Raw genomic sequence first — 23,913 nt, forward strand, 5'->3', positions numbered from 1 at the left:
ATGACGTGATGCACTGAAAACATCTACACGGAGAAAATTAATGTATTTTCATGAAGCCGAAACCCTTGAGAGGGGCAAACTGGAAGAACTTCAAGTTCAAAGACTGAAAAAAACCATCGAGCTGGCTGCAAATTCTCCGTATTATAGTGAAGTTTTCAAAAAAAACAGCATCGATCCATCTATCATCAAAACAGCTGGTGATGTAACCAAGCTTCCCTTTACCACCAAAGACGACCTGCGCTCCCAGTACCCTTACGGATTGCTGACCCAGTCGCTGGATAATTTCGTGCGTCTGCACGCTTCCTCCGGTACCACCGGAACCCCCACCGCAGTCCTCTACACCCAGAAGGACCTTGATACATGGGCCGACCTCATGGCCCGCTCCATGTACGCAGTAGGTGTGCGTAAAAGCGACGTACTTCAAAATATGTCCGGTTACGGCCTGTTCACCGGGGGGCTCGGTATCCATTACGGTTCCGAACGTCTCGGTTGTTTGACCGTACCTGCCGGTGCCGGTAATACCAAACGCCAGATCAAGCTTATTCGCGATTTCAATGTAACCGCCCTGCACATCATCCCCTCTTTCGCTCTCTACTTTGCGGCTAAAGTCCGTGAAGAAGGCTACAATCCAGCTGAAATGCCTTGGAAGGTAGCCCTGATCGGTGCGGAGCCACATACTGAGCATACCCGCCGTAAAATCGAAGAACTGATGCACATCAAAGCTTACAACTCCTACGGGCTGTCTGAAATGAACGGTCCGGGTGTAGCTTTTGAATGTATAGAGCAGGACGGCATGCATGTCTGGGAAGATGCTTACATCGCCGAAATCATCAACCCCGAAACCGGGGAACACGTTGCTGAAGGGGAAGTGGGCGAATTGGTCATGACCACCCTGACCCGCGAAGGTATGCCTATTATCCGTTACCGCACTCGCGACTTAACCCGATTTATTCCCGGCCAGTGCAAATGTGGACGTACTTCACGCCGCATTGACCGCATCATGGGCCGCGCTGATGACATGCTCATTCTCAAAGGTGTGAACATCTATCCCATGCAGATTGAAAAGATCATCATGGGCATCCCCGAAGTGGGCCAGAACTACCTGATTGAGCTGTACAAAGAAGGTCTCATGGATCAGATCAGGGTCAAGGTGGAAATCAAGGAAGAATATTTCATCGAAGACATGCGCGCGCTTCAGGGCATTCAGAAGAAGATTGCCGGAATGCTCCGCGATGAAATCCTCATAACCCCCAGAGTCGAACTGGTTCAGCACAATTCCATTCCCAAAGCTGAAGGAAAGGCTGTACGTGTTGTAGATCTCAGGGATGAGGAATAGAATATGATTACTGCATTGGCAGTGCTGGTTATCCTGCTTATGCTGTGCTCGCTGGCACTGCATATATTCGGGCTTCCGGCAAACTGGTTGATTCTGGCTCTTGTAGCGGGATGGAAATTTTATCAGCCTGAAACAATGACTTGGAACTTCATCATAATTCTGGGAGTCATCGCCCTTGTTGGCGAACTCCTTGAATTCGGTGCCCAGTATTTCGGCGGTAAAAAGTACGGTGCAACCGGACGCGGCAATATCGGAGCATTCATCGGAGCCATCGGCGGAGCAATCTTCGGAGCACCGTTCTTTTTCGGTCTCGGTGCTTTGCCCGGTGCTTTGCTAGGCTCCTTCGGAGGCTGCCTTGTACTGGAACTTACCCACGGCAGATCTTTTGACGAAGCCAGGCATTCCGCATGGGGCGCATTTTGGGGCAAAGCCTTCGGTATGGCCCTCAAAATCAGCCTCGGTGTCTGGATGTTTGCCATGAGTGTACCGAAAATCTGGCCCAGTTAAGGAATTTGATGCGCTTCGCGTTTTTGATAATTTGATTTCGCCTCCGGCGGCCAAAGGGGATAATCCCCTTTGGAATCCCTATTAGTTTTAAAGAGGATGAACCATGAGTTTTGCTAATAAGTTTCCTGAATATCGCGGTAAAATGGAATATCACTGTCTGGGTTGTAATGCCCGCTATGACATTAACGAACTTCATTACACCTGCCCTGAATGCGGTTCTGTTTTCATCCTCGAAGACCTGACTTTCGACGAACTCAAAAAAAACAGCGGCAAAGAGTGGCGCGAAATATTTGATGCCCGTTGCGGGACTAAAAACGACAGCCTGCGCGGTATCTTCCGCTTCTACGAACTTTTCGCCCCGGTCATGGACGAAGAAGAAATCCTTTACCTCGGTGAAGGCAACACCCCTATTGTTGCATCAAGTCCGGCCCTCAATGAAGTAACTGGAATCAAGACCGCCTACAAAAACGACGGTCAGAACCCCAGTGCTTCCTTTAAAGATCGTGGCATGGCCTGTGCTTTCAGCTACATCAACGCGCTGATGAACAAAAACAGCTGGGATGAAATCCTGACCGTTTGTGCTTCTACAGGCGACACTTCCGCAGCGGCAGCTCTTTATGCCTCCTACATGAAAGAAGGCGTTAAATCCGTTGTTATCCTGCCGCAGGGCAAAGTTACTCCGCAGCAGCTGGCTCAGCCTCTCGGTAGCGGCGCAAAAGTACTGGAAGTTCCCGGCGTATTTGATGACTGCATGAAGGTTGTGGAAAATCTGGCTGACAACTACCGTGTGGCCCTGCTCAACTCAAAGAACTCATGGAGAATTCTGGGACAGGAATCATACGCATTTGAGGTTGCCCAGTGGTACGATTGGGATCTCAAAGACAAATGCATCTTCGTGCCCATCGGAAACGCAGGCAACATTACTGCCATCATGGCCGGTTTCCTTAAGCTTTATGAGCTGGAAATCATTACCGAGCTGCCCCGCGTATTCGGTGTACAGTCCGCTCATGCCGATCCGGTTTACCGCTATTACTCCGTAGAAGAGGAAAGCGAACGCGAATACAAGCCCGTAAAAGTACAGCCTTCTGTTGCTCAGGCGGCAATGATTGGAAACCCTGTTTCTTTCCCGCGTGTAAAACATTTTGCAGAAAAATTCGAAGCCATCGGTGGCAAAAAAGCATTTCAGGTGATTCAGGTCAGCGAACAGATGATCATGGATTCCATGCTGCTGGCCAACTCCCACGGACACATCGCCTGTACTCAGGGTGGCGAATGCTTTGCCGGACTTATCCGGGCAAAAGAGCTGGGCCTTATCAGCGAAAACGAGAGTGCTGTGCTTGATTCTACTGCACACCAACTCAAATTTGTGGGCTTTCAGGACATGTACTACCAAAATGATTTTCCTGTTGAATATGAAGTGACTCCGGATGCCAGCCGCGCCAACAAGCCGGAGCTTGTTATTGAAGGTGCAGAAAAAGAAAAGATGTCCGAAGCTGATTACATTTCTAAAGCAGCGGAAAATGTCGTTTCCATGCTCGGTCTGGAGAAAAGATAAGTGGCGAAAAAGGAACGCGCGGATCAAATGCTTTTTGCTCAGGGACTCTCTGAGAGCCGTGAGCAGGCCAAGCGCATGATTATGGCCGGACAGGCCCACTATCTTAAAGACGGGCAAAAAATCCCTGTTTCAAAACCGGGAATGCAGCTCGACCCCGATCTGGAGATCGTAGTCAAAGGCCGCGACCGTTTTGTCAGCCGTGGCGGCTACAAACTTCTTACTGCTATTGAGGAACTGGGCCTTGATCCGAAAGGTAAGGTAGCACTTGATGCCGGAGCTTCCACCGGAGGTTTTACTGATTGCATGCTCCAATTTGGAGCTGTACGGGTCTATGCCGCTGACGTGGGTTACGGACAGCTGCACTGGAAATTGCAAAAGGATGAACGAGTTACGAACCTTGAGCGCATTAACCTGCGCCATGCTGAAGAAGACCTGATTCCTGAGAAAGTTGATCTGGTTGTCTGTGACGTATCCTTCATTTCCTTAACTAAGATACTTCCTGCGCTTGTGCGTTTTCTTAAGGGAAGCGGTGAAATTGTCTGCCTGATCAAACCGCAATTTGAGGTCGGCCCAGGCCAGACAGACAAAGGCGTTGTTCGCGATGAGGATCTCAGACAGCAGGCAGTTGATATGATAGTTAATTTCGCTTCATCCGAGTTAGGATTGCATCTGAAAGGACTTGTCCCTTCAAGCATTAAGGGACCGAAGGGAAATCAGGAATACCTCGCGTATTTTGTTCGCTGATTATTTAAATCTATAGATTATTGTAAAGGCAGTCGCTTTCAAGTGACTGCCTTTTTTATGTTAGTCACGCTAACTGATTGGGCAGCCAAGCCAATCAATAATGCATTGGACAAATATCAACATTAAAACTGTTTTAAACAGCCAGTCTTCATTATTCCTTTTACCTTGTTTCTATTCATTTCCACTGTTGTTTATGTAAAAATACAACTATTGCACATTGCAAAATAAACATCATACATACTTTTTGACACTAATAGCTGCTTTACAACAAACAAACATACACAGATGTATGCAAAACAAGACCACTTCAACCTTATATTATTTCTACAACAATTTACATTTGCGTCAATTTTACTTTACTTAATTTAACATTCAAGATAGTCAGTATATGCATTTTCTTGAGGGGATGGCTTTATCTTAGCAAAGTCATTAAGCATTTTCAGCATTTTTTGAAGGAGTGTATATGAGGACTAGATTTACAGCATGTTTCAGCGTGCTGATCATTTTAATGGGACTGGCAATAGCCCCCGGATTCAGCAATAAAGCTGAAGCGGCAGGGTTTGCGATCTACGAATGGGGAGCTCGCGGCAACGCACTGGGCGGCGCAATGATCGCCAAAGCAGACGACCCGTCTGCCATTGCATGGAACCCTGCGGGTATTACCCAGCTGGAGGGTACACACATACAGGCCGGTGTAGCCATGATCTCTCCCATGATGGATCTGAGCACCACCTATAATGGTGTTTCCACTAAATCCAGTGGTACGAAAAACGTATTTTTTCCGCCCAACGCATACATCACACACCAGATCAACGACAATGTCTGGCTGGGCGTAGGTACCTTTACCCGCTTTGGTCTTGGAACTGAATTTGATGAAAAATGGAACGGTAGATACGCTTCCTATAATACAGCGATTGAAAGTTACTCTTTCAACCCCAACCTTGCATACAAAATCAACGAATACGTATCAATTGCAGGTGGACTTGAATTCATGAAGGTCCGTGCCGACCTCAGAAAGAAGCTCGATGCATCCGCGGCAAAAAACCCTACCACTTACAATACCGACGTAGACCAGCGCATTCTAGTTAACGGCTTCACCCCCGGCGCGAACGCTGCTATCCACATCACACCCAATGAAGAGTGGTCCATCGGCCTTTCATGGCGCAGCAAGATGAGTCATTCAGCATCAGGGTCCGCAAGCTATGTGGTATCTCCCGGAGCTGCTGCTCTTGCTCCCGGATCTTTCACTGATTCAGACATTAAAATGAGCATGAAAACTCCGCATATGTTTTTTAGTGGAATCGAATACAAGCCGCTTAAAAACCTTAACTTCGAATTCGACGCAATTTTTTCCATGTGGAGTGACTACAGTCATATTACATATGAATTTGAAAAAATCACCGCAGTCGGTCAAAATACTGTAATCGCAGACAAAAAATGGAATGACGTCTGGAGATTCCAGGTTGGTGTTGAATATCTGCCCATTGAAGACCTCGCTCTCAGAGTCGGTTACTTCTACGACCAGAGCCCCATCCCCGATGGTTACATCGACTACATGCTGCCTACCAGTGACCGTCAGAACCTTTCTTTCGGTATCGGCTGGAAGTATGAAAAATTCAAAATCGACGCTGCTTACAACTATCTCTGGATGAAAGACCGCACTATCGAAGCAAGACCTACCGAAGGTATTCTCGATACTGAAATCAGCAATTCCCGCACCCACATTGTGAGTTTGGATATGGGATTTGAATTCTAAATCCTGACAAATACAGCAAAGTAAAAAGGCCCGCTCCATTTGGAGCGAGCCTCAGATTGATGACAAAGTCCTCGCCTTTTGGTGAGGACTTTTTTATATTATTTGCATGTTAAAAAAGCCCGAGCAAAAGCAAGTCACTGTTGAGCTGGTCACAATTGAAGAACTGGTTCCTAAAAGCCATTTACTTCGAAAAATAAACAAATTTATCGACTTCGCATTCATTCGAGAGAAGACCAAGCATCTTTACTGTGACAACAATGGTCGTCCAGCAATTGATCCTGAAGTTCTCTTTAAGATGCTTTTTATCGGGTATATATTTGGAATTCGTAGCGAAAGACAGCTTGTCAAAGAAATACAAGTTAATATGGCTTATCGCTGGTTTCTTGGATTTGGCATCAAGGATAAAATTCCAGATGCATCAACGATAAGTCAAAATAGAAGAAGACGATTTAACGGAACTACAATTGCTCAGGATATATTTGATAATATCGTTTTTCAGGCTATGAAACGAAAGATGGTTGATGGTAAAACACTTTATACAGACTCTACTCATCTAAAAGCCAACGCTAACAAGAATAAATTCATCGACAAGATCGTTTGCAAAAGAACTCAATCGTATTTAACAGAGCTTGATGAAGCCGTGGAGGAAGACCGAAAAGCCCACGAAAAAAAGCCTTTAAAGCCTAAGCCAGCCTCAACTCCCATCAAAAGAGTCAAAGAAAGCACGACAGATCCCGATGCTGGCTACATGTTCAGGGACGGAAAGCCCAAGGGATTTCACATGCTGGCCCACCGCACAGTCGACGGTAAATTTAACATAATTACTGATAGTTATATAACAACAGGGGCAATAAATGATAGTGTGCCTTACTTGGACAGATTGGATCGGCAGATTAAACGTTTTGAATTTGACGTAAAAGCAGTTGGACTCGATGCAGGATATTTTACTTCACACATTTGCAAGGGTTTGGAAGATAGAGATATTTTTGGTGCGATAAGCTACCGCAGACCCAACAAACGCAAAGTTTTTTTAGCGAAACGATTCTACAAATATGACCATGAAAAAGATTGCTATGTGTGCCCTGCCGGACATGAACTTCAGTACAGAACAACGAACAGGGAAGGCTTTCGTCAGTATGCATCCTGTCCAAATATTTGCGTAAAATGTGAATTGTTAGCTAAGTGTACGTCCAATCAAAAACACGTAAAAGTTGTAACCCGTCACGTCTGGGAAGATTCAAAAGAAAAAATGATAGAGAACCGTCTCAGCCCGCGCGGCAGAAGGCTATACAAACGCCGAAAAGAAACAGTTGAGCGTAGTTTTGCCGATGCAAAAGAGCTGCACGGGCATCGCTATGCGCGGATGCGTGGGCTTTCGAAAGTTCAGGAGCAAAGTCTTCTGTGCGCAGCTTGCCAAAACATGAAGAAAATGGCGCTCATCCTGAGCGCAACACACTTGTTTTTAGACATTTTTTATATATCTACCATTCAAAAGAGCATTCGAAGCTTTTTGAGGCTTGATTCTAGCTTTTAACAACTGAATTTGAACTTTTCAAACTAAATCGAACTGGAACGGAAATAATAAACCCCGCTTTCCGAAAAAAGCGGGGTTAGTCATCAATCTGAGGCCCGCTCCATATGGAGCGGGCCTTTTTTTTACTTCGTTTAGCCCCCCCAAAAAATCCCCCCCATTCATGACGACTCATTATAAATTATCACCTCTTGATGTTAATCGACCTACCCTACATTTTTTCTACAAATTTTAAACAAATTCGACTAAACGGGAGTCGATTTTTGTTTTGCTTAATAAAATTATACTGAAGTGCCCTATAGATGACGGATAGTCTCTGAGAGGTTAAAGTCAGCTCATGGAGAGACAGTCATGAGTAACCGAAAGTATTCAGAAGAATTTAAGAAGTCCGCCGTTAAGCTCGTCACCGAGTTGGGCTATTCATACAACGAAGCTGCGGAGCAACTTGGATGTAGTTCCTGGTCGATCCGGCAATGGGCTAAAAAGTATGGCAAAATAAAAGACGTGCCACCGGAATTTGAGCATATTTCTGCTGCTGATGAGATGAAAAAGATTCGGGAAGAAAACGCCCGACTCCGCATGGAGAATGAAATTTTAAAAAAGGCAGCGGCGTACTTTGCCAAGGAGTCCCTATAAGGTACGCGTGGATCGCTAGACAAGAAGGACTCTATCCAATCGTTTCATTGTGCCGCGTTTTGTCTGTCAGCAGAAGTGGTTATTATGACTGGCAAAAACGGTTGCCAAGCGAACAGCAGAAAAGACGGGATAAAATCCGGCAAGCGGCCAGCACGTCTTACCGAGAAAGTGACGGAGTGTATGGATACCGAAAGGTGCACGAGGACGTAATCGAAGCTATCGGCTTTTACTGTTGTCCAGAAACCGTAAGGCGCGTCCTTGCCGCTGAAGGGATGAAATATCAAACAGTGCGTAAGCACCGTAACCCGAAAGCACACCGGGATGAGCACTACGCACCGAACCTGTTGTCGCGGGAGTTCACTGCCAGTGCTACAAATGAAAAATGGGTTTCGGATATTACGTACATCCCTACAGGCGAAGGATGGCTCTATCTGGCAATTGTGCAGGACATTTTTTCTAGAAAAATAGTCGGCTGGTCCATGTCCCACCGAGTCGACGCAGATCTGGCGTGTAGCGCACTGGATATGGCGATCAGCAACCGACGTCCTACGGGAGAGGTGCTTTTCCACTCAGACCGAGGGAGTCAGTACACCAGCTCCTCTTTTTCATCGGCTCTTCACAGGCACGGCTGTGTAACCAGTATGAGTCGTCGAGGAAACTGTTGGGATAATGCTGTCGCAGAAAACTTTTTTAGCAAGTTGAAAAGGGAGCGGGTAAACCGTAACCGTCAGAAGAGCCCCACCTTTTCAAAATATTCTGATTGGGTATGCTCAGGATGCGTTCTTTGAAATAGCCTGTGGCAATAAGGCTTTGAGATCGTCTTCACCCTTGGCCTGGGGCAGCCGTTCAAACACATGAAGTAGGTATTCATAAGGATTCAGGTCACAAGCCTTGGCAGTCTCTATGAGAGAATAAATGGTGGAACTGGCTTTTGCGCCTCGGGGAGAACCGGAGAAGAGCCAATTCTTTCGGCCTACGACGAAGGGGCGAATTGCGTTTTCAGCTACGTTGTTATCCGGCTGTAGACGACCGTCCTTAAGGTAAACTTCTATCTTTTCCCACTGGCCGAGGGCATAGGTGATAGCTTTCCCAAGAAGACTCTGGGGAGGTGTTGTTTTCGCGCGGGAGTCGAGCTGCTCCTTAATCTTGTCCACAATCGGCTTGGCCTGCTCCTGACGCATGACCAGAACCGCATCGGGATCAAGCTGCTGTTCCCGTGCTTTCTTTTCCAGCCTGTAAAGCTTCCCGATAAGATTCAAAATCGTCTGGGCGGTTCCCGACTTCTTCTTGGAGCCGGTTTTGATTATATCATGAAATTTGCGCCGCACATGGACCAGACAGCCGACATGCTTGATTCCTTCGCGCTCACCCAGGGCTTTGTAGCCGATATAGCCATCAGTTTGCAGGAAGCCGTTAAAATCGCCGACGATTTCTTCGGCCACCTTCCCGCCCCTGCCGGGGTCATAATGGAAGAGCACGGCGGGATGCTCAGGATCACCGCCACGGGCCACCCACATGTATGATTTCGAAGTATTCTTTCTTCCAGGTTCCTTCAGGACCTGCACCGTGGTCTCATCCATGTTGATGATCGGTCCGGAGCGGATTTGCTCGTAAAGTAACTCCAATAAAGGGCTACACGCTTCAGCCGCCCGCAATGTCCAACCGGACATTGTCGCCCGGGAAAGATCCACTCCAAGCCGTTTAAACATGTTCGATTGCCTGTAAAACGGCAGCCCGTCGACGAATTTGTTGGTCAGAATATAAGCCAGCAGTCCGGGAGTGACTATGCCTTGCGGGATCAGTTGGGCTGGCATGGGAGCTGTTTTGATGGTAGGGCCATCATCTTCTACACCCTCGCAGGAACGACAGGCATATTTGGGCCGGATATGACGGATGACTTAGATTTTCTGCGGAATGATGTCCAGCTTCTCGCTGACCTCTTCTCCGATACGCGTTAAAGCGCAGCCACAGGGGCAAATATTGTCCTCTTCAGGAATGTCATGAACGACTTCTACCCGAGGGTATGCTTCGGAGATAGGGCGACGTCCATTTTTTGTGATCCAGATTTCCGGCAACAGTCCTGACAGATAGAATATCATCTCTTTGAGCTGCAACAAGTAGAGCTATTGCTCCGCCGCCGGAATACCCGACAAGATGTATTTTCTGTGCCTTGGCCTGCTGCTTCACCTGCGAAATGGCTTCATCGATGGCTTGAACATTTTTTTTGCTGAATCGCCCAGAGGTCCAACAGGACACATCGCAATTTCTCGCCTCTGTACCGCCTACAAACTGACAAGGACGGGCCAGATATACAACGGAAAGAGCCGGGTCCAATGCGGCCAGCATAAACCCGAGCGGGTTATGCGGAGTAGGGTCAAACGAAACTCTGGATCGAGTTCTCCATGCCTGTCCGTCTCCTTCGATGTATATTGTCAGGTTTTCAGCCCCAGGCTCAATACGGGAATATGTGACCAGATCAAAATCTATTGTTCTGATTTTTTCATATTGAAAGTCAGTGCCCTGCACCAAAAGCTGCATTCTTTCAGTTGGATTGAGGGTGGAGGCGCACGAAGTGCTTAGCAATAAGAAAAAAAGAAACACCAGATAATTAAAAATCGCTCTTGCGTTAAAACATCCCATACACTACGCCCTAATTCTTGTTGAAAAGTTAGTTCATCCTTTTACTGTTGTTTATCATCCCCTTTTGCTTATCCCATTACTCAACTCTCTAAAAATTAGCAAAACGACAACAGAATAGCTGCAAAGCTGCACTCAACCTGACCATAAAACCTCACTGTCTCAAACACCAAAACAAAAAGCCCCACAACGTGCTAACACACTGTGAGGCTTTACTTTTTCATGGAGCCAACGATCGGAATTGAACCGACGGCCTGCTGGTTACGAAAAAGATGAAGCGGACTAATCTTAAAAGTAATTCTCCCTACTCACCTTTCCACCCCAAAGAAACCATAATCTAATAGAAAAGAACGGGGGTTAAACTCCTGAAATAACAGAAACTAAATTCAATTTCGTATCCAAAGACTTTATTATATCTCATCCTTCCTCCACTTCAAAGCCAGCCCGGAAATAACCAGCAGAACAACATCTCTGACGATGGTCATCTGCATGTCGGATGCACTTGAAATATCAGTGGAAAAACAGCCGCAAGCCACATCTATGCCCCGGTAAAGATTGGCGGAGAGAGCAGCTATGAAGACCAGCAGCATTGCCACAAGAATTGCTACAGCTGTGTCGATGAACACGCCGCAGACCAGCATAGCTCCGCAGACAAATTCCAGCCATGGCAAAAAGAAAGCCACGGGGCCGATCATCATTTCCGGCAGGATCTGATAATTCTTGATGATCTCAGCGAAAGCTAACGGATCAACAATCTTATCCAGACTGGCGACAATAAAAACAATCCCGAGAATAATGCGAGGTAATGCTCTAAATTCCATTAGTTTGCCTCCAAATCCATTCCGGCTCCGATCCAGCCGTCTATGCCTTCAGTATACACTGAAACATCCTTAATACCCTTCTCGACCAGTTTCTTAGCTACAATCAAGCTCTTACCGCATGAAAGCCCGTCACAATAGATGATTACCGGGCGGCTTTGATCAATCATCGCTGCCTGCACCGCCAGTTCATCCCCTTCCATGTTAACGGTAATATTTAGCGCACCGGGAATATGCCCCATGTCGAACTCCATACTGCTGCGGGCATCCACGAAAGAATACTTACCCGCTGTAAAGTCCTGCAACAGGTCCACAGTGCCAACCTCTCCAATCTCAGGAGGCTGAGGATGACTTAATTCCGCAAGGGTGTGCGGCTTGGGACGAGCCGTATTGAAAGCTACAGCCAATCCGCCAGACAAAAGACATATGAGCAATGCCTTAACCAGGAAAGATGCAAAAGTACCGAACTTCATCAGAAAACGCCTGAGTTTGAAATAATATTCATATCCCGCAGGATTCTTATTAACAATTGGAAAAGATTGCACGGTTTCAAATCGAAATGCAAGAGCAGGCTGGGTTTATGGCAATAAAAAAGGGTGTGTTCATTTAGAACACACCCTTCTTTCAGCGAGACCGGACACCCGGGATAAACCGTTACCGCTGCTTCCTTTCGGACCTGACGGGGTTCACAGCGCACCCGCCATCCGGCCTCTCTGTCAAAGATTTCGTCGTTGCGACGAGGAGAAATAACTATTTATTCCGGCAGACTTTGTCAAGCCTTATTGCTAGAAATTTAAACTTATTTTAAAAAAACTTTAAATAACGCCCGACTACCCTCCAATCCAAACACTTTCATAAAAATATTACACTTTATCTCACTACCTGTTTCTGTTTAACTGAACAAACTCAACCGCACAAGTTAATCTCAATTCGGGAGAATAGAATGGACGCTAAAAACATTAAAGATGTCGAAGGTATTAAAGTTCAACAGATTGGCTACAAAGGTGAAAACCATGAAGTAAAAGGCGTAACCATCCGCTGGCTCTCCAAATCCGGTAAAGACGCAAATGGACAGCCGGAATACGGCCTGCGCCACTTCACAGTAGAACCCGGCGGTGAAATCCCGACCCACAACCATTTCTATCTCCAGACCGTATATGTAGAAAAAGGCCAGTTCGAATGTTTTGCCTGCAACCCTGAAACAGACGAAGTCACTGAGAGCAAAATATGCGGTCCCGGAGACTTTGTCTTTTCCGACTGCATGGAACCACACGGCATGCGCAACATCAGCGACACTGAAGAAGCTACTTTCCTATGTTGCATCGGCTGTGTCTACGAAAAATAGCCAGCCTAATGATTCAAGCAAAAAGCCCGCTATCAAATAATGATAACGGGCTTTTCGTTTAATGTCGGTGTTGATCCAAATTTGCCGGTTTGAATCAGATGTTAGAGTGTCAATCCTAAAAACTGCTTGCCATAACTATACATCATGATGCTTTTTTAGCAAACTCAATTCTGTAATTAATTATGTCATCTACGGTCAGCACAGGCATGTCGTGTTTCCGGCCGAATTCAACAATCTCCGGCAGCCTTGCCATAGTTCCATCCGGGTTGGTCAGTTCACAGAGAACACCGCAGGGATTAAGGCCCGCGAGGGTCATCATATCCACAGTAGCTTCGGTGTGCCCTTCTCTCTCCAGAACACCACCGGAGCGGGCGCGCAAAGGAAACACATGTCCGGGTCTATGCAGATCCGCAGACTGTGCTCCATCGGCAATGGCGGCTTTGACCGTGGTCACACGGTCAGCTGCGGAAACGCCGGTAGTAACACCCTTGGCAGCTTCGATGGTTACGGTGAATCCAGTCTGATAACGACTGGAATTGGCTTCGACCATCATGGGCAGATCAAGCTGCTCTATTTTTTCTTCGGTCAGGCAAAGACAGACGATTCCGCTGCATTCACGGATCATCATGGCCATCTGCTCATCGCTGAGCTTTTCCGCAGAAAAAATGAGATCGCCTTCATTCTCGCGACTTTCATTGTCAGTCACAAGAATTCCACGACCTTCACGTAAAGCCTGAAGACCTTTCTCTACCCTCTCAACAGGGGTACCATACTGGGACAATAGATTCTGATTCATGGTAAATCTCCAATATTAAGTTACCAGAATCAGGGCGATAGAATAGACAGCTGTCCATATAAGAACAGCGCGCAAGTGTAGGGAAGACCACATGCGTGGGAACTGTCTCACTCTCTTTCATCCGGACTTTAACCGTCGGCTCCGGAGTCACACCGGATCTGCTGACCCTTTTCACCGATTGAAAAGGCGCTCGCGGGCTGTCTTTAAAATTAAAGAATCACCGCCGGTGGGGAATTTCACCCCGCCCTGAGAATTAAGATAGCTTTTTCTACTGAAAAAACCGTCTCTTAGTCAAGGGCAAAAAAGAACCCCGCTCCAGATGGAGCGGGGTTCTTAAATATCATGTAGAAAAGATATTCTATTTGAAGCTGTCTTCAAAAAGCTTTTCAATGGCTTTTTTACCGGACTCTTCCAAGAAGCGGGTTCCGGTAGCGGTGAAATGCCTGTGTGTGATTTTAGGATCAGCACACTCAGCCCACTTTTCTTTTTCCCAGCAGAACCAGCAATTCTTGTCCTGAGAAAAGACGAACAAAGGCTTATTGCATATTTTTGCAAACTCAGCACCCCAACCGGTTCCACCTTTTACGGTACCATCATCAAGGATATTACCAATGATGAAGATTTCATGCCCGCTGTTAACCTGCCAGCAGATTGATTGCAGCACCTTACGAAAGATAGGTGCACGGGTGAAGTTACGGTTCATCAATTTGGATACATAAGTGAGACTGACATCTTTGCTTTCAAGTTCCTTTTCAGTAAGAACACGCAGGCCACGCTGACGGGCATTCTGGTGACCTTCAAAACTGTAGTTAACTTCCTGCAAACCATACTTTTCAGCATTCACTCCGAACTCGCTTTCTGTGCCGGAAGCACCGCCACTATATAAAATGAACTCTTTAGGATTACTCATTTCTTCCTCCAGTGTTAGCTTGTCTAGATTCGTGAAAACGACTGATACATAAAAATGATCAAGTCCACAATCAGGATTTTCGGTAGAACTACAATTTGCACCTGACTTGTTGCATACGATAAAATTTTGAACTTATCTACATAAAACAATGATTTTCACGGATTAAGAAATGTTCCAATCTTTCTTAAGTAACTGTTTGTTTGAAAATTGATGTACAGAAAGAAATTTCGCCTATCGCTATGTTCAAACAATATAATTCAGCTCTTTTCTATTCTGAAAAGGAGGATATGCATTAAATATTAATGTACAAACACAAACGAATCACTTGTTACAAAATTCACAGAGTTCGATACAAACTTTATACACCTACAAAAACAGGACAAACCTGTCACTCATCACATAAATCAAATCACGTGATTTTTTTTCTCACCAATGCGGCCTAGACAAAACCTAAAAATAGTGTATTATCGTCTTTGTTGATTCGGGCTGGAAAATCTCAAGACGAAAGTAGCTACGGCCAAACCGTATAGGAGGTTTTTATGAACAAACACAGCAGCATCGGAGAAAAACCGGAAGCTTTGAAAAAAATGGAAAAGAACGATCCTCACAAATATCGTTCTGTCAGCGGTCACATCGCTGCCATGGTCAAATCTCTGGACGAACAGGAAAAGAACAACTCTTCCGATCCCAAAGCGGAAGAAGATCAGGACTAAGTCCTGCACCTCAATCTCTGACTCAATCTCACAAGTTGTCAACAAATCCGCAACTCTCTAACGCGTCTGACTAGTTTGAATCAAGCCAGGCGGAAATACTGTTGACAAAATCGCCGGATAAGCAATCGATCCACTTTTGGTCTGTCCCCTCTCTGCCCGTAGCCGGGCAGTCTTCATCAATCATGACGATTTGATGGGGGGCAGACTGGAATCCGGTCAGCATCACCGGTACCACCCTCTTCCAGTCGACACTGACACCGCGAAAACCGATGAAAGTCGGTAAACCGTCAGCCAGAACAGACGCGAGCCTTTCTGGAAATAGACGTCCATCAGGATGATCTATGGTCAGGATGACAAATTTAAAAAGCCCCGCAGGCAAATCCATGCGGGGCATTTTTTTTGCCCCGTAACCTCTGGCCCAGACACCTATCCGCTCAGGCTTAACCTTGGAATGCCCCTGCAATGCATCATAAGCTTTACGCAACTCATCAGAACTCAAATTTTCTGCGCACAAAACAACCACATTCCGTCCACAAAGATGGCGCGCAACCTCGGCAAACTGCCCGTATGGAATATCAAGACCGTAACGAACCAGCACCACAGCCGGAAACTTTCCCTTTGCCGCAGGCACAAACAATTCGCAATGCTCTGCATCATCCTCAACTTCATAAGCATCCACACGCCCTTTTACCGGATATTCAGCAGGCTCACCATCAGGCAGCCACATGAAGCGGTGTATCCAGTGTTCATCACCGGGCAAGAAGACCACCGAACCCTGAACAGGTTCATCTTCATCAAAAGAAGGACCGTAGGTGTAGATGAAATCGCCATATTCAGATTTTTTCAATTTACGCAGCAACCCACTTTTACGATCATGCAGAATCAGCCGCCCGTACTCGGCACGAGCATCAAGAATGACCACCTGTCGCCCAGTGGATGTTTCATAATGTCCGCGAAAATCATCCTCACCAAATTCATAAGCCGCCAAGGACGAAAGAGACCGAGCCTCCGACCCACGCTTGAGCACCATAGTTGAGTTCCCAACGGTAATGCCCTTGCCCTGCCGCAGAATCACAGCATCAGGACTAACAGAATTACCGATTCCCATATCAGGATATGATTTGGCGGTCTTTTTCTCGCTAGCACTGTATGCCTCCCTTAAAGGAGATCTCTCAGCAGGGAAATTTTCGCGAGACGCTGACTTTGGAATACTCTTTTGCGCAAGACGCTTTGTCGAAACATCAGGCCGGGGAGACTTCTTTATTTTTATCGGCTTATTTTTAACTTGGGTTTCAAGTTTGGGCTCAACCTTTTTCGCAAATAACTTTATTTCCCCCCTCTGCTCCTTCTCAACAAACGAAACAAGTTCAATACCAAGACCATTTCGAATTTGATCATGAGGGAGTTTCACAAAATCGATGAAGAAAAGCACAGCCAAAACGTGCAAAAGAATTGAAAACAAAGCCGCAAGGTAACGCAAAGATCCTCCATGGTCTTGAAATCAACTTTATTCCTGAATAAATATTTTTTCAACACCTGAACCATTTTTTTATTTTATTCCAAGGTGATATATTTTTATTTTCTTTACAACTGAACAAGCGACCAAATAATATTAAAGTAATAATTTGAAATTATGGTTGACACTTACGGAGATTCCACATAGACCTCTCTTCACTTGAGTCGGGATGTAGCGCAGCCTGGGAGCGCACTTGAATGGGGTTCAAGGGGTCGGAGGTTCAAATCCTCTCATCCCGACCACAAGAAGGAACCCCGAAAAGCCACTGAGCAATCAGTGGCTTTTTTCTTTTTAAGCCAAAGCCATCAACCTAATCAGTTTATTCGAAAAGCCGCTGAGTCGATCAGCGGCTTTTTTATTTCTGAACAAACACGCCATATATAAATACATATATATTATTGACTAAATCCATAAAAAACATCTAAAGCTATAGTAAATAGGAGAGGTCAATTGAATTTAAAGAACAACACAGAAAAAAAAGACATACTAAAGGTATTCTCACAAACTATCGATTTAATGAAAAATATTGCCATCATAGCCACATTGGCTGCAATTTTCATCAATAGCGACCTTATAGAAACCTACATATACTCAGAACGTGTCAAGCTGCTGAAAACACTACCCTTCGTAAAAATGACCAACGATGGCTACGAACATTACTTCCACACTCACAAACCCGACTGGATCGCAATATATAAAACGACTCTCACATTTTGCAATGAATCAAAACAAGAAACAATTACTGTACAGAATAAAACAAGCATTGAAAAAGCTGAAGTAATTAAAATTTTAAACAATATTGGAGGGCTAAACGGGAGTGGTGTAAAAAAAACAAAAGTATTTGTTACATTTGAAACAAGCCTTGGACAAATCGATGGCAGCATGAATCCATACATATTCGAATACAAAATCAACTCAAGGGGGGGATATGATTCGCCAATGTTTTATAGGGACGGTGTGTTCAATATTATTAATTTTTAGTTCTATTGCCAATGCGACAGTAACTCTCCAAAACAAGGATTCACTAATTTTAAAACCACAGAAAGCAACCACAGACTCAATACCCGAAATTCTCTATATTCCGACCAGCTACTATAACAAGCTCAAAACAAAAGATGTCGTAATCACAAAACCTTACCAAATCCAATTGCAAGGTTTATTCACATCTAAACATGAACGCGATCAATATTCATTTCGTGGCCCAAAAGGGATAGACATAACCCGAGAAATATTTGAGGCAAACAACAACTATAAAGAATACGAACATATTGTCACGAAGGATCAATACCCTGACCATATAGAATTTCAGGTCGCACCAAGCAAAAGACAAAAAGACAATTTCACATTAGACATCAAAATACCGTTGGTAAGCAAATATGTAACAATAGACCAAAACAAAGACATGCTTTTCAAGTTTCGCATTTACAACAATGTTTCAGAGAGAAAAGGAGACCATATTGCGTTTCTCATAAAACCTTGCGCACCTTTTTTTGATGACATAACAATCGACAACCACGAAACTATAAAATTAAAACTCGATTTTAAATCAAATATAAAATACACTATTGAATCACCCACAAAACGTTATACATACAAACCATCAAATTTAGAAAGCTTCGAATTTGATTTATCTCCACAACTGAGAAAGGCAAAAGGCACTAATGAAAATGCCGAGTGCATTGTTATGATGACACCCGTATTTGACAACACATTTTCACCTCAACACATAAAAGACGACATTTGCAGTATATCCGTAGGACACAGCCGAGACACAAACAATGAAAGCAATAATAAAAAATTCAATGAAAGCAAAAAGAACATACATAAATCTAAAAGAGACACTGCACCCAAGACTTCTGCAAATGAAACCAAAAAAACACCTGCAAAGCCACATTCTCCTCTCGAAACTCAAAGACCACCCGACCCCAAAGAAACTCCCAAAACGTATACACAAAACTTAATAAAAGGTATTTATGCATACCAAGACACTAAGAACCTTTATATAAAAGTTGGACGAGGACAAACATTTGATTATATAGCAGATAAAATACACAATGTTTATGGAATCAGCAAAAAACAAATCATGAGCCTCATTATTACGAACAATATTAACAACAAAACATTTGCCAACCAGGTTCCTGAAAAGAAAAGTAGAAGCCGGAAATGGATCAAAGTAGGCAAAAAAAGATATGATCCAACTAAACTTCAAGTTAACTTAAAGTTCTACATACCTCTGGAACAACTACTTGAATAATCCGAACGCAAAAAAGCCGTGGACAATTCCACGGCTTTTTTGCGTTCAAATATATATTCACTCAACCTACTCAGGCACAGCAACCTTACGCACAGTAATCTGGTAGTTCTCAGGAATGCCGTCCCCGGCCCTGTTAAACATAGGATCAAGCACAAGATATGCTTCCTGTCCGCCATCAGCGCACTGTTTGAGCATAATATCTTTCGGTTCAATTTCCAGGTCAGTATGAAATGTTACAATCCTGCGCATGGAAACAACAGCCTTAAGCCCTTCAACACGCTTACCGTCTGCCTTAACAAGGACCACGTCATCTTTAGCCATTCCGGGTAAAATCATTATATTTTCCTCATTTTTGATAAGTAAAAGAACCGCGCTATCATAGGCTTGTGGGGTGGAATGTCAAATGCAAGACTATGCTAACAACTTCTCTTAAAAACGTGTTTCAATACCAATGCGGTACCTGCCCCATACAGCAGGAAACCATGACAACTTACATCTTACGCTAAAGGACAGTGATTGCACATTTCATAAAAAATCCCCTGCTGCATCAGCAACAGGGGACTTTTAAAATTTCCTATCTAAACAAACAGCTACGAAACCTTACACCCATTTCCAACAGGCGCGGAAACGCTAAGCAGCTGCATCTCTTCGCCGTTACGCACCGCGAGGATCATGCCCTGAGACACTTCTCCACGCAACTTGCGAGGCTTGAGGTTTACAACCACAACAACCTGACGGCCTTCCAGATCTTCCGGTTTGAAGAATTCAGCCAATCCGGCCACGACCTGACGGGGCTCATCTTCGCCGGTATCAATCTTGACCAGCAACAATTTGTCTGCATCAGGATGTTTGGCTACGGAAAGCACGGTACCAACACGCATATCCACTTTCTGGAAATCAGGAAACTCGATAACTCCGGGAATCTCTTCCTTGACCTGCTTGGACTGCTTCTTGGATTTCTTTGCTTCCTTTTTCTTGGGAGCAGGTTCTTCCTTGGACAGCTCAACACGCGGAAAGAGATTGGACTTCTTGGCTACTTCTGAGCCGGGATCAAGCAGTCCCCAAACGTCAATTTCGCCCTGCAAGTTGACCTTTTCAGGGGCGAATTTAATGCCAAGCTGTGCAAGCATCTGTTCACTGGCATCAGGCATGACCGGCCAGAGATGGACCGCTATTTTACGCATGTTCTCAAGCAGAACATACATAACAGTACCGAGCCGTGACATGTTCTCTTCTTTGTAAAGAGCCCAAGGCTGGGTGGTATCAATATATTTATTCAGACCGCGCACAAGTTCCCAGAGTCCTTCGAGTCCACGGGAAAATTTAGCGTCCATAAAATTATTCTGGAATTCAGCCATGGCCTTACGACCGAGACTCTTGATTTCGCAATCCTCATCAGCTTCATCACCCTGAGCAGGAACCTTACCCTCAAAATATTTGTGGGTCATGGACAGGGTCCGGCTGAAAAGGTTGCCGAGATCGTTAGCAAGATCAGCATTGAGACGGCCCACAAGAGCTTCCTCGGAAAAGCTGGAATCATTACCGAAAACCATTTCACGCAACAGGAAATAACGGAATGCGTTAACACCGTATTTCTCGGCCATTTCCAGCGGGGAAACAACGTTACCAAGAGATTTGGACATCTTGGTGTCTTTGATCAGCCAATAACCATGCACATTAAGATGCTGGTAAGGCTCAATCTCGGCAGCTTTAAGCATTGTAGGCCAGAAAACTGCGTGGGGCTTGAGGATATCCTTGGCAACAAGATGATTGGCTTTGGGCCAGAATTTTTCAAATTTCTCGCCATCAGGATATTCAAGTGCTGTAATGTAGTTGATGAGAGCATCAAACCACACGTAGGTCACGAAATCCTTATCAAAAGGAAGCTCAATCCCCCACTCAAGACGACTCTTGGGACGAGAAATACAAAGGTCTTCAAGAGCACCGGACTTAAGCAGGCTCAGGACCTCATTGCGATACCTTTCGGGGCGGATAAAATCGGGATTGGCATTGATATGCCCAATGAGCCAGTCCTGATATTTGGACATTTTGAAGAAGTAGTTCTTCTCTGCAATATATTTGGGAACGGTTTCATGCTGCGGGCATTTCCCGTCAACAAGTTCCTTTTCGGTATAAAATCTTTCACACCCGAAGCAGTAATGACCGCCATACTCACCGAAGTAAATATCACCTTTGTCATAAACTTTTTGCAGAACCTCCTGAACGCACTTGATGTGCCTGTCCTGGGTGGTTCTGATGAAATCGTCGTTCTCAATCTGCAAACCGGGCCACAGGCCGCTGAACAGAGAGCTTATCTCGTCGACGTATTCACGGGGTGTCTGACCGCCTTTTTCAGCGGCCTGCACAATCTTATCACCGTGTTCGTCTGTTCCGGTGAGAAAGAAAGTTTCATCTCCCAGCAGCTTGTGAAACCTGTTCATGGAATCAGCAAGAATTGTTGTATAAGCATGGCCGAGATGCGGCTTAGCATTAACATAATAGATGGGAGTTGTAATAAAAAACGAATCCAAAATCAGTCACTCCTGTTAAGGTGATAACAATCGGATTTAGTAAAGATTATATAAAACGGCCACTGCCGCATGCAAAATCCGAAGTGAATATAGCGTAAAAAACCTAACAGCCGGATGAGAACACATACATTTTCAACCGGCCGCAAGATTGATTACACTTCACGGGCAGAACGCATATAGCGAAGAACCCGAATATAAGCAAATATTTCTATTCTTACGAATTAATCGCTTTTATTCTTCCGTGGACCGGAAGGCTTGCGCTTACGCCTACGCCTTGAAGGACGACGACGCGAAGACTTTTTGGGCTTACCGGAATCATCATTTTCACCGGATTTAGCTGGAGCGGATGGCTGTTTATCCTGCTCTGGCTTATTTTGTTCCGGCCTTCCCTGAGGACGCTCCCTGCCTCTGGGAGGACGCCTGCGGCGATCCTGCTGCTTGGAATCATCCTTACGACGCTCCTGCCTTGCTTCAGGCTTGTCCACTGAAGTTCTGGTCTCATCACCCTTTTCCCGTTCTGCGTTAGCACGCTCCGGTCTAGGACGATCGGACTTAGGTCGTTCTGACTTAGGCCGCTCGCTTCTTGAACGGTCAGAACGCCCTCTTTCAGGCCTTGAACGATCAGAACGTCCACGGTCAGAACGAGACCTTTGCGGCCTTGCGCTGCCACCGTCACGATCACCCCAGCTTTTATCCCTATCCTCAGAACAGGCTCTGCGAGGTTCATCAGAACGGAAATCAGAATCCCCTCTCCGATCATGCCCGGCAGCCTTAATCGTATCCGGCCAGTCATCAAGAGGAATCTCAATCTCATCCCCATGTTCCGGCAGAACAGTCAGGGTATTCCTGAAAAAATTGGTGCGGGTTACGCGGACAGTGCCGTGTACAGTATTGTATTTTTTACCGGTCTTAGGGCTTTTACGATGGAATTCCTCGTAATTTTCCTGCTCAAAGGAAAGGCAGCAAAGCAATCTGCCGCAAATCCCCGAAATCTTGGTCGGATTAAGAAAAAGATTCTGCTCTTTAGCCATCCTGATAGTTACAGGCATAAACTTACGCATAAAGCGACGGCAGCAACAAATCTGACCGCAGTTCCCGATAGCTCCCAGCATCTGGGTTTCATGGCGCACACCTATCTGGCGCAGCTCAATACGGGTCCTGTATTCCTTAACCAGATCTTTAACCAGTTCACGGAAATCAATCCTGCCCGGAGCGGTAAAGTAAAAAATCATCTTACTGCGGTCAAAAAAGACCTCAACATCCACAAGCTTCATCTCAAGCTTCTGACGCTCGATGCAATCCTTGCAGAACCTATGCGCGGTACGGGAAAGATCCTTGTTTTCGGCCTCAGCCTCAAGATCTTCCTCACCTGCAAGGCGGTAGATGGTTTTAATTGAATCTTCGGTTACATCTTCCGGCAGATCCTGCTGCACAACGAAGACCTTTCCTAGCCCCATGCCCTGCTCAGTCTTCACAATGACTGAATGTCCTTCACGGACAACAAACGGGCCGGACGAAAAATAGTATATCTGTCCGAAATCGTTAAATTTAACACCTAAAATCTGTGACATTATTAAAAAACCTTATATAAAACCGCATTTGACGGCGGATAAAACTTGATATGAAGCAGACACAATAGACCACTTCCAAAGGAACTTCAATTCCGTTTTCTATCTCTAATAGGCTTGAATAAAACAATTTTTAATATTTAGCAAAAAAAATCCGCAGCAAATGCCGCGGATTCAGCCCGGAAATAAGGGCAAAAGTATTAAAACAGGACTTTATTCATGTCCTGAAAATTTAAAAAAACAAGCTAAACCGAAAAACCTAGATTTTTAAGCTCATTCACAAGCTTGATCTCTTCAATAGGCTTGACCAGATACGAAGTAGCCCCGCCAAGAAAGAAAGCATCGTGTGTTTCCTTACGGTCATCAAGCATGGTGGTCACGATAACTTTAACCGCACCATCTTCCTCGACCTTGAAATCCTTCTCAATGGACCTGATTTCACGTAAAGCCTGCTGTCCGTCCATTTCCGGCATAACGAGATCCAGACAAACCAGATCATAAGCATTACCGGACTCAAGCCCCTTCTTAAATGCAAAAACAGCCTCTTCACCGTTAACGGCAATATCGCACTGTGCATATGGCTTCATGATCTCATGCAACATATTGCGGCAATAAAAATCATCATCAACAATCAGCACCCGCATGCAGACAAACCTCCATTCATCATAGGCATCACACAAAGACTTCTGTCAATGGGTAGACTCTGTCACTTTTGCACATGAAAATCAAGTTTCCTGTGCAACAATAACAAGAAAAATGT

At 45.2% G+C, this 23,913-nt stretch carries 24 protein-coding genes, 1 tRNA gene, 1 other RNA gene and 1 riboswitch; of the genes, 13 read left to right on the plus strand and 13 right to left on the minus strand.

Annotated elements, in window-relative coordinates:
- Positions 1-40: 40 nt before the first annotated feature.
- The 8 genes from FMS18_RS19060 (at position 41) to FMS18_RS19095 (ending at position 8,853) form a co-directional block, all read left to right on the plus strand.
- Positions 41-1,336: a phenylacetate--CoA ligase family protein gene (locus FMS18_RS19060; protein ID WP_163296259.1), complete on the plus strand. Its 1,296-nt coding sequence runs from the start codon at positions 41-43 to the stop codon at positions 1,334-1,336.
- Between the two features lie 3 nt (positions 1,337-1,339).
- Entirely contained in the window at positions 1,340-1,843 is a 504-nt protein-coding gene (locus tag FMS18_RS19065) for a DUF456 domain-containing protein (protein WP_163296260.1), read from the plus strand.
- Between the two features lie 103 nt (positions 1,844-1,946).
- Positions 1,947-3,398: a threonine synthase gene (thrC, locus tag FMS18_RS19070; protein WP_163296261.1), complete on the plus strand. Its 1,452-nt coding sequence runs from the start codon at positions 1,947-1,949 to the stop codon at positions 3,396-3,398.
- Complete coding sequence (locus FMS18_RS19075) at positions 3,399-4,142, plus strand: TlyA family RNA methyltransferase (protein WP_163296262.1); 744 nt, start codon at positions 3,399-3,401, stop codon at positions 4,140-4,142.
- A 463-nt stretch (positions 4,143-4,605) separates the two neighbouring features.
- Positions 4,606-5,898, plus strand: a complete 1,293-nt coding sequence (locus FMS18_RS19080; protein ID WP_163296263.1) for an OmpP1/FadL family transporter — start codon at positions 4,606-4,608, stop codon at positions 5,896-5,898.
- Positions 5,899-6,004: 106 nt separating this feature from the next.
- Entirely contained in the window at positions 6,005-7,432 is a 1,428-nt protein-coding gene (locus tag FMS18_RS19085) for an IS1182 family transposase (protein WP_239061109.1), read from the plus strand.
- Positions 7,433-7,780: 348 nt separating this feature from the next.
- Positions 7,781-8,065: a transposase gene (locus tag FMS18_RS19090; RefSeq protein WP_163296264.1), complete on the plus strand. Its 285-nt coding sequence runs from the start codon at positions 7,781-7,783 to the stop codon at positions 8,063-8,065.
- 11 nt (positions 8,066-8,076) lie between these two features.
- A complete protein-coding gene (locus tag FMS18_RS19095; protein ID WP_368854187.1) occupies positions 8,077-8,853 on the plus strand; it encodes an IS3 family transposase in 777 nt (258 codons plus the stop codon).
- Here the strand turns inward: FMS18_RS19095 and FMS18_RS19100 are convergent.
- The 6 genes from FMS18_RS19100 to ffs all read right to left on the minus strand — a co-directional run bounded on the left by FMS18_RS19100 (position 8,836) and on the right by ffs (position 12,237).
- Positions 8,836-9,960, minus strand: a complete 1,125-nt coding sequence (locus tag FMS18_RS19100; RefSeq protein ID WP_163296290.1) for an IS66 family transposase — start codon at positions 9,958-9,960, stop codon at positions 8,836-8,838. The two genes, FMS18_RS19095 and FMS18_RS19100, sit on opposite strands and share 18 nt — an antisense overlap.
- Before the next feature lie 3 nt (positions 9,961-9,963).
- Positions 9,964-10,140, minus strand: a complete 177-nt coding sequence (locus FMS18_RS19105) for an IS66 family transposase zinc-finger binding domain-containing protein (protein ID WP_239061113.1) — start codon at positions 10,138-10,140, stop codon at positions 9,964-9,966.
- Positions 10,064-10,705 (minus strand): alpha/beta hydrolase, encoded by a 642-nt coding sequence (locus tag FMS18_RS20785; protein WP_239061114.1) that lies wholly within the window; start codon positions 10,703-10,705, stop codon positions 10,064-10,066. The genes FMS18_RS19105 and FMS18_RS20785 overlap by 77 nt, the downstream gene beginning before the upstream one ends.
- 407 nt (positions 10,706-11,112) lie before the next feature.
- Positions 11,113-11,523: a MauE/DoxX family redox-associated membrane protein gene (locus FMS18_RS19110; RefSeq protein ID WP_163296266.1), complete on the minus strand. Its 411-nt coding sequence runs from the start codon at positions 11,521-11,523 to the stop codon at positions 11,113-11,115.
- On the minus strand, positions 11,523-11,993 hold the full coding sequence (locus FMS18_RS19115) for a rhodanese-like domain-containing protein (protein ID WP_163296267.1): 471 nt from the start codon (positions 11,991-11,993) through the stop codon (positions 11,523-11,525). Before FMS18_RS19115 ends, FMS18_RS19110 begins: the two co-directional genes overlap by 1 nt.
- Positions 11,994-12,141: 148 nt before the next feature.
- An RNA gene (ffs, locus tag FMS18_RS19120) (signal recognition particle sRNA small type) lies at positions 12,142-12,237 on the minus strand.
- 226 nt (positions 12,238-12,463) lie between these two features.
- On the opposite strand from ffs, the gene FMS18_RS19125 reads away from it, so the two are divergent.
- Positions 12,464-12,865 (plus strand): cupin domain-containing protein, encoded by a 402-nt coding sequence (locus tag FMS18_RS19125; protein WP_163296268.1) that lies wholly within the window; start codon positions 12,464-12,466, stop codon positions 12,863-12,865.
- Between the two features lie 142 nt (positions 12,866-13,007).
- Here the strand turns inward: FMS18_RS19125 and ribB are convergent, their stop codons facing one another.
- Positions 13,008-13,661 carry a 3,4-dihydroxy-2-butanone-4-phosphate synthase gene (ribB, locus tag FMS18_RS19130; protein ID WP_163296269.1) on the minus strand — a complete coding sequence of 218 codons (654 nt, stop codon included), beginning with the start codon at positions 13,659-13,661 and terminating at the stop codon, positions 13,008-13,010.
- Positions 13,662-13,766: 105 nt separating this feature from the next.
- Positions 13,767-13,919: riboswitch (FMN riboswitch) on the minus strand.
- A gap of 100 nt (positions 13,920-14,019) precedes the next feature.
- Entirely contained in the window at positions 14,020-14,571 is a 552-nt protein-coding gene (locus FMS18_RS19135; RefSeq protein ID WP_163296270.1) for a hypothetical protein, read from the minus strand.
- A gap of 539 nt (positions 14,572-15,110) precedes the next feature.
- Here FMS18_RS19135 and FMS18_RS20510 point away from each other — a divergent pair.
- Complete coding sequence (locus FMS18_RS20510; protein ID WP_203544707.1) at positions 15,111-15,284, plus strand: hypothetical protein; 174 nt, start codon at positions 15,111-15,113, stop codon at positions 15,282-15,284.
- A gap of 70 nt (positions 15,285-15,354) precedes the next feature.
- On the opposite strand, the gene FMS18_RS19140 is transcribed toward FMS18_RS20510, so the two are convergent.
- A complete protein-coding gene (locus FMS18_RS19140; RefSeq protein WP_239061110.1) occupies positions 15,355-16,392 on the minus strand; it encodes a S9 family peptidase in 1,038 nt (345 codons plus the stop codon).
- A 573-nt stretch (positions 16,393-16,965) separates the two neighbouring features.
- Between FMS18_RS19140 and FMS18_RS19145 the strand changes: the two genes are divergently transcribed.
- The 3 genes from FMS18_RS19145 to FMS18_RS19155 all read left to right on the plus strand — a co-directional run bounded on the left by FMS18_RS19145 (position 16,966) and on the right by FMS18_RS19155 (position 19,054).
- Positions 16,966-17,042 (plus strand) — tRNA-Pro (locus FMS18_RS19145).
- Between the two features lie 208 nt (positions 17,043-17,250).
- The gene (locus FMS18_RS19150) at positions 17,251-17,781 is read left to right on the plus strand and encodes a hypothetical protein (RefSeq protein ID WP_163296272.1); all 531 of its coding nucleotides are present in this window, start codon (positions 17,251-17,253) and stop codon (positions 17,779-17,781) included.
- A complete protein-coding gene (locus FMS18_RS19155) occupies positions 17,729-19,054 on the plus strand; it encodes a hypothetical protein (RefSeq protein ID WP_163296273.1) in 1,326 nt (441 codons plus the stop codon). The genes FMS18_RS19150 and FMS18_RS19155 overlap by 53 nt, the downstream gene beginning before the upstream one ends.
- Positions 19,055-19,120: 66 nt before the next feature.
- Here the strand turns inward: FMS18_RS19155 and FMS18_RS19160 are convergent, their stop codons facing one another.
- The 4 genes from FMS18_RS19160 to FMS18_RS19175 form a co-directional block, all read right to left on the minus strand.
- On the minus strand, positions 19,121-19,390 hold the full coding sequence (locus tag FMS18_RS19160) for a hypothetical protein (RefSeq protein WP_163296274.1): 270 nt from the start codon (positions 19,388-19,390) through the stop codon (positions 19,121-19,123).
- 254 nt (positions 19,391-19,644) lie between these two features.
- Positions 19,645-21,585, minus strand: coding sequence for a methionine--tRNA ligase (gene metG, locus FMS18_RS19165; RefSeq protein WP_163296275.1), 1,941 nt, complete (start codon positions 21,583-21,585; stop codon positions 19,645-19,647).
- Between the two features lie 221 nt (positions 21,586-21,806).
- Positions 21,807-23,156: a regulatory iron-sulfur-containing complex subunit RicT gene (gene ricT / locus FMS18_RS19170; RefSeq protein ID WP_163296276.1), complete on the minus strand. Its 1,350-nt coding sequence runs from the start codon at positions 23,154-23,156 to the stop codon at positions 21,807-21,809.
- Between the two features lie 242 nt (positions 23,157-23,398).
- Positions 23,399-23,797: a response regulator gene (locus tag FMS18_RS19175; protein WP_163296277.1), complete on the minus strand. Its 399-nt coding sequence runs from the start codon at positions 23,795-23,797 to the stop codon at positions 23,399-23,401.
- Positions 23,798-23,913: the final 116 nt, after the last annotated feature.

The organism is Desulfovibrio sp. JC022 (assembly GCF_010470665.1).
In the GTDB taxonomy this organism is placed as follows: Bacteria; Desulfobacterota; Desulfovibrionia; order Desulfovibrionales; family Desulfovibrionaceae; genus Maridesulfovibrio.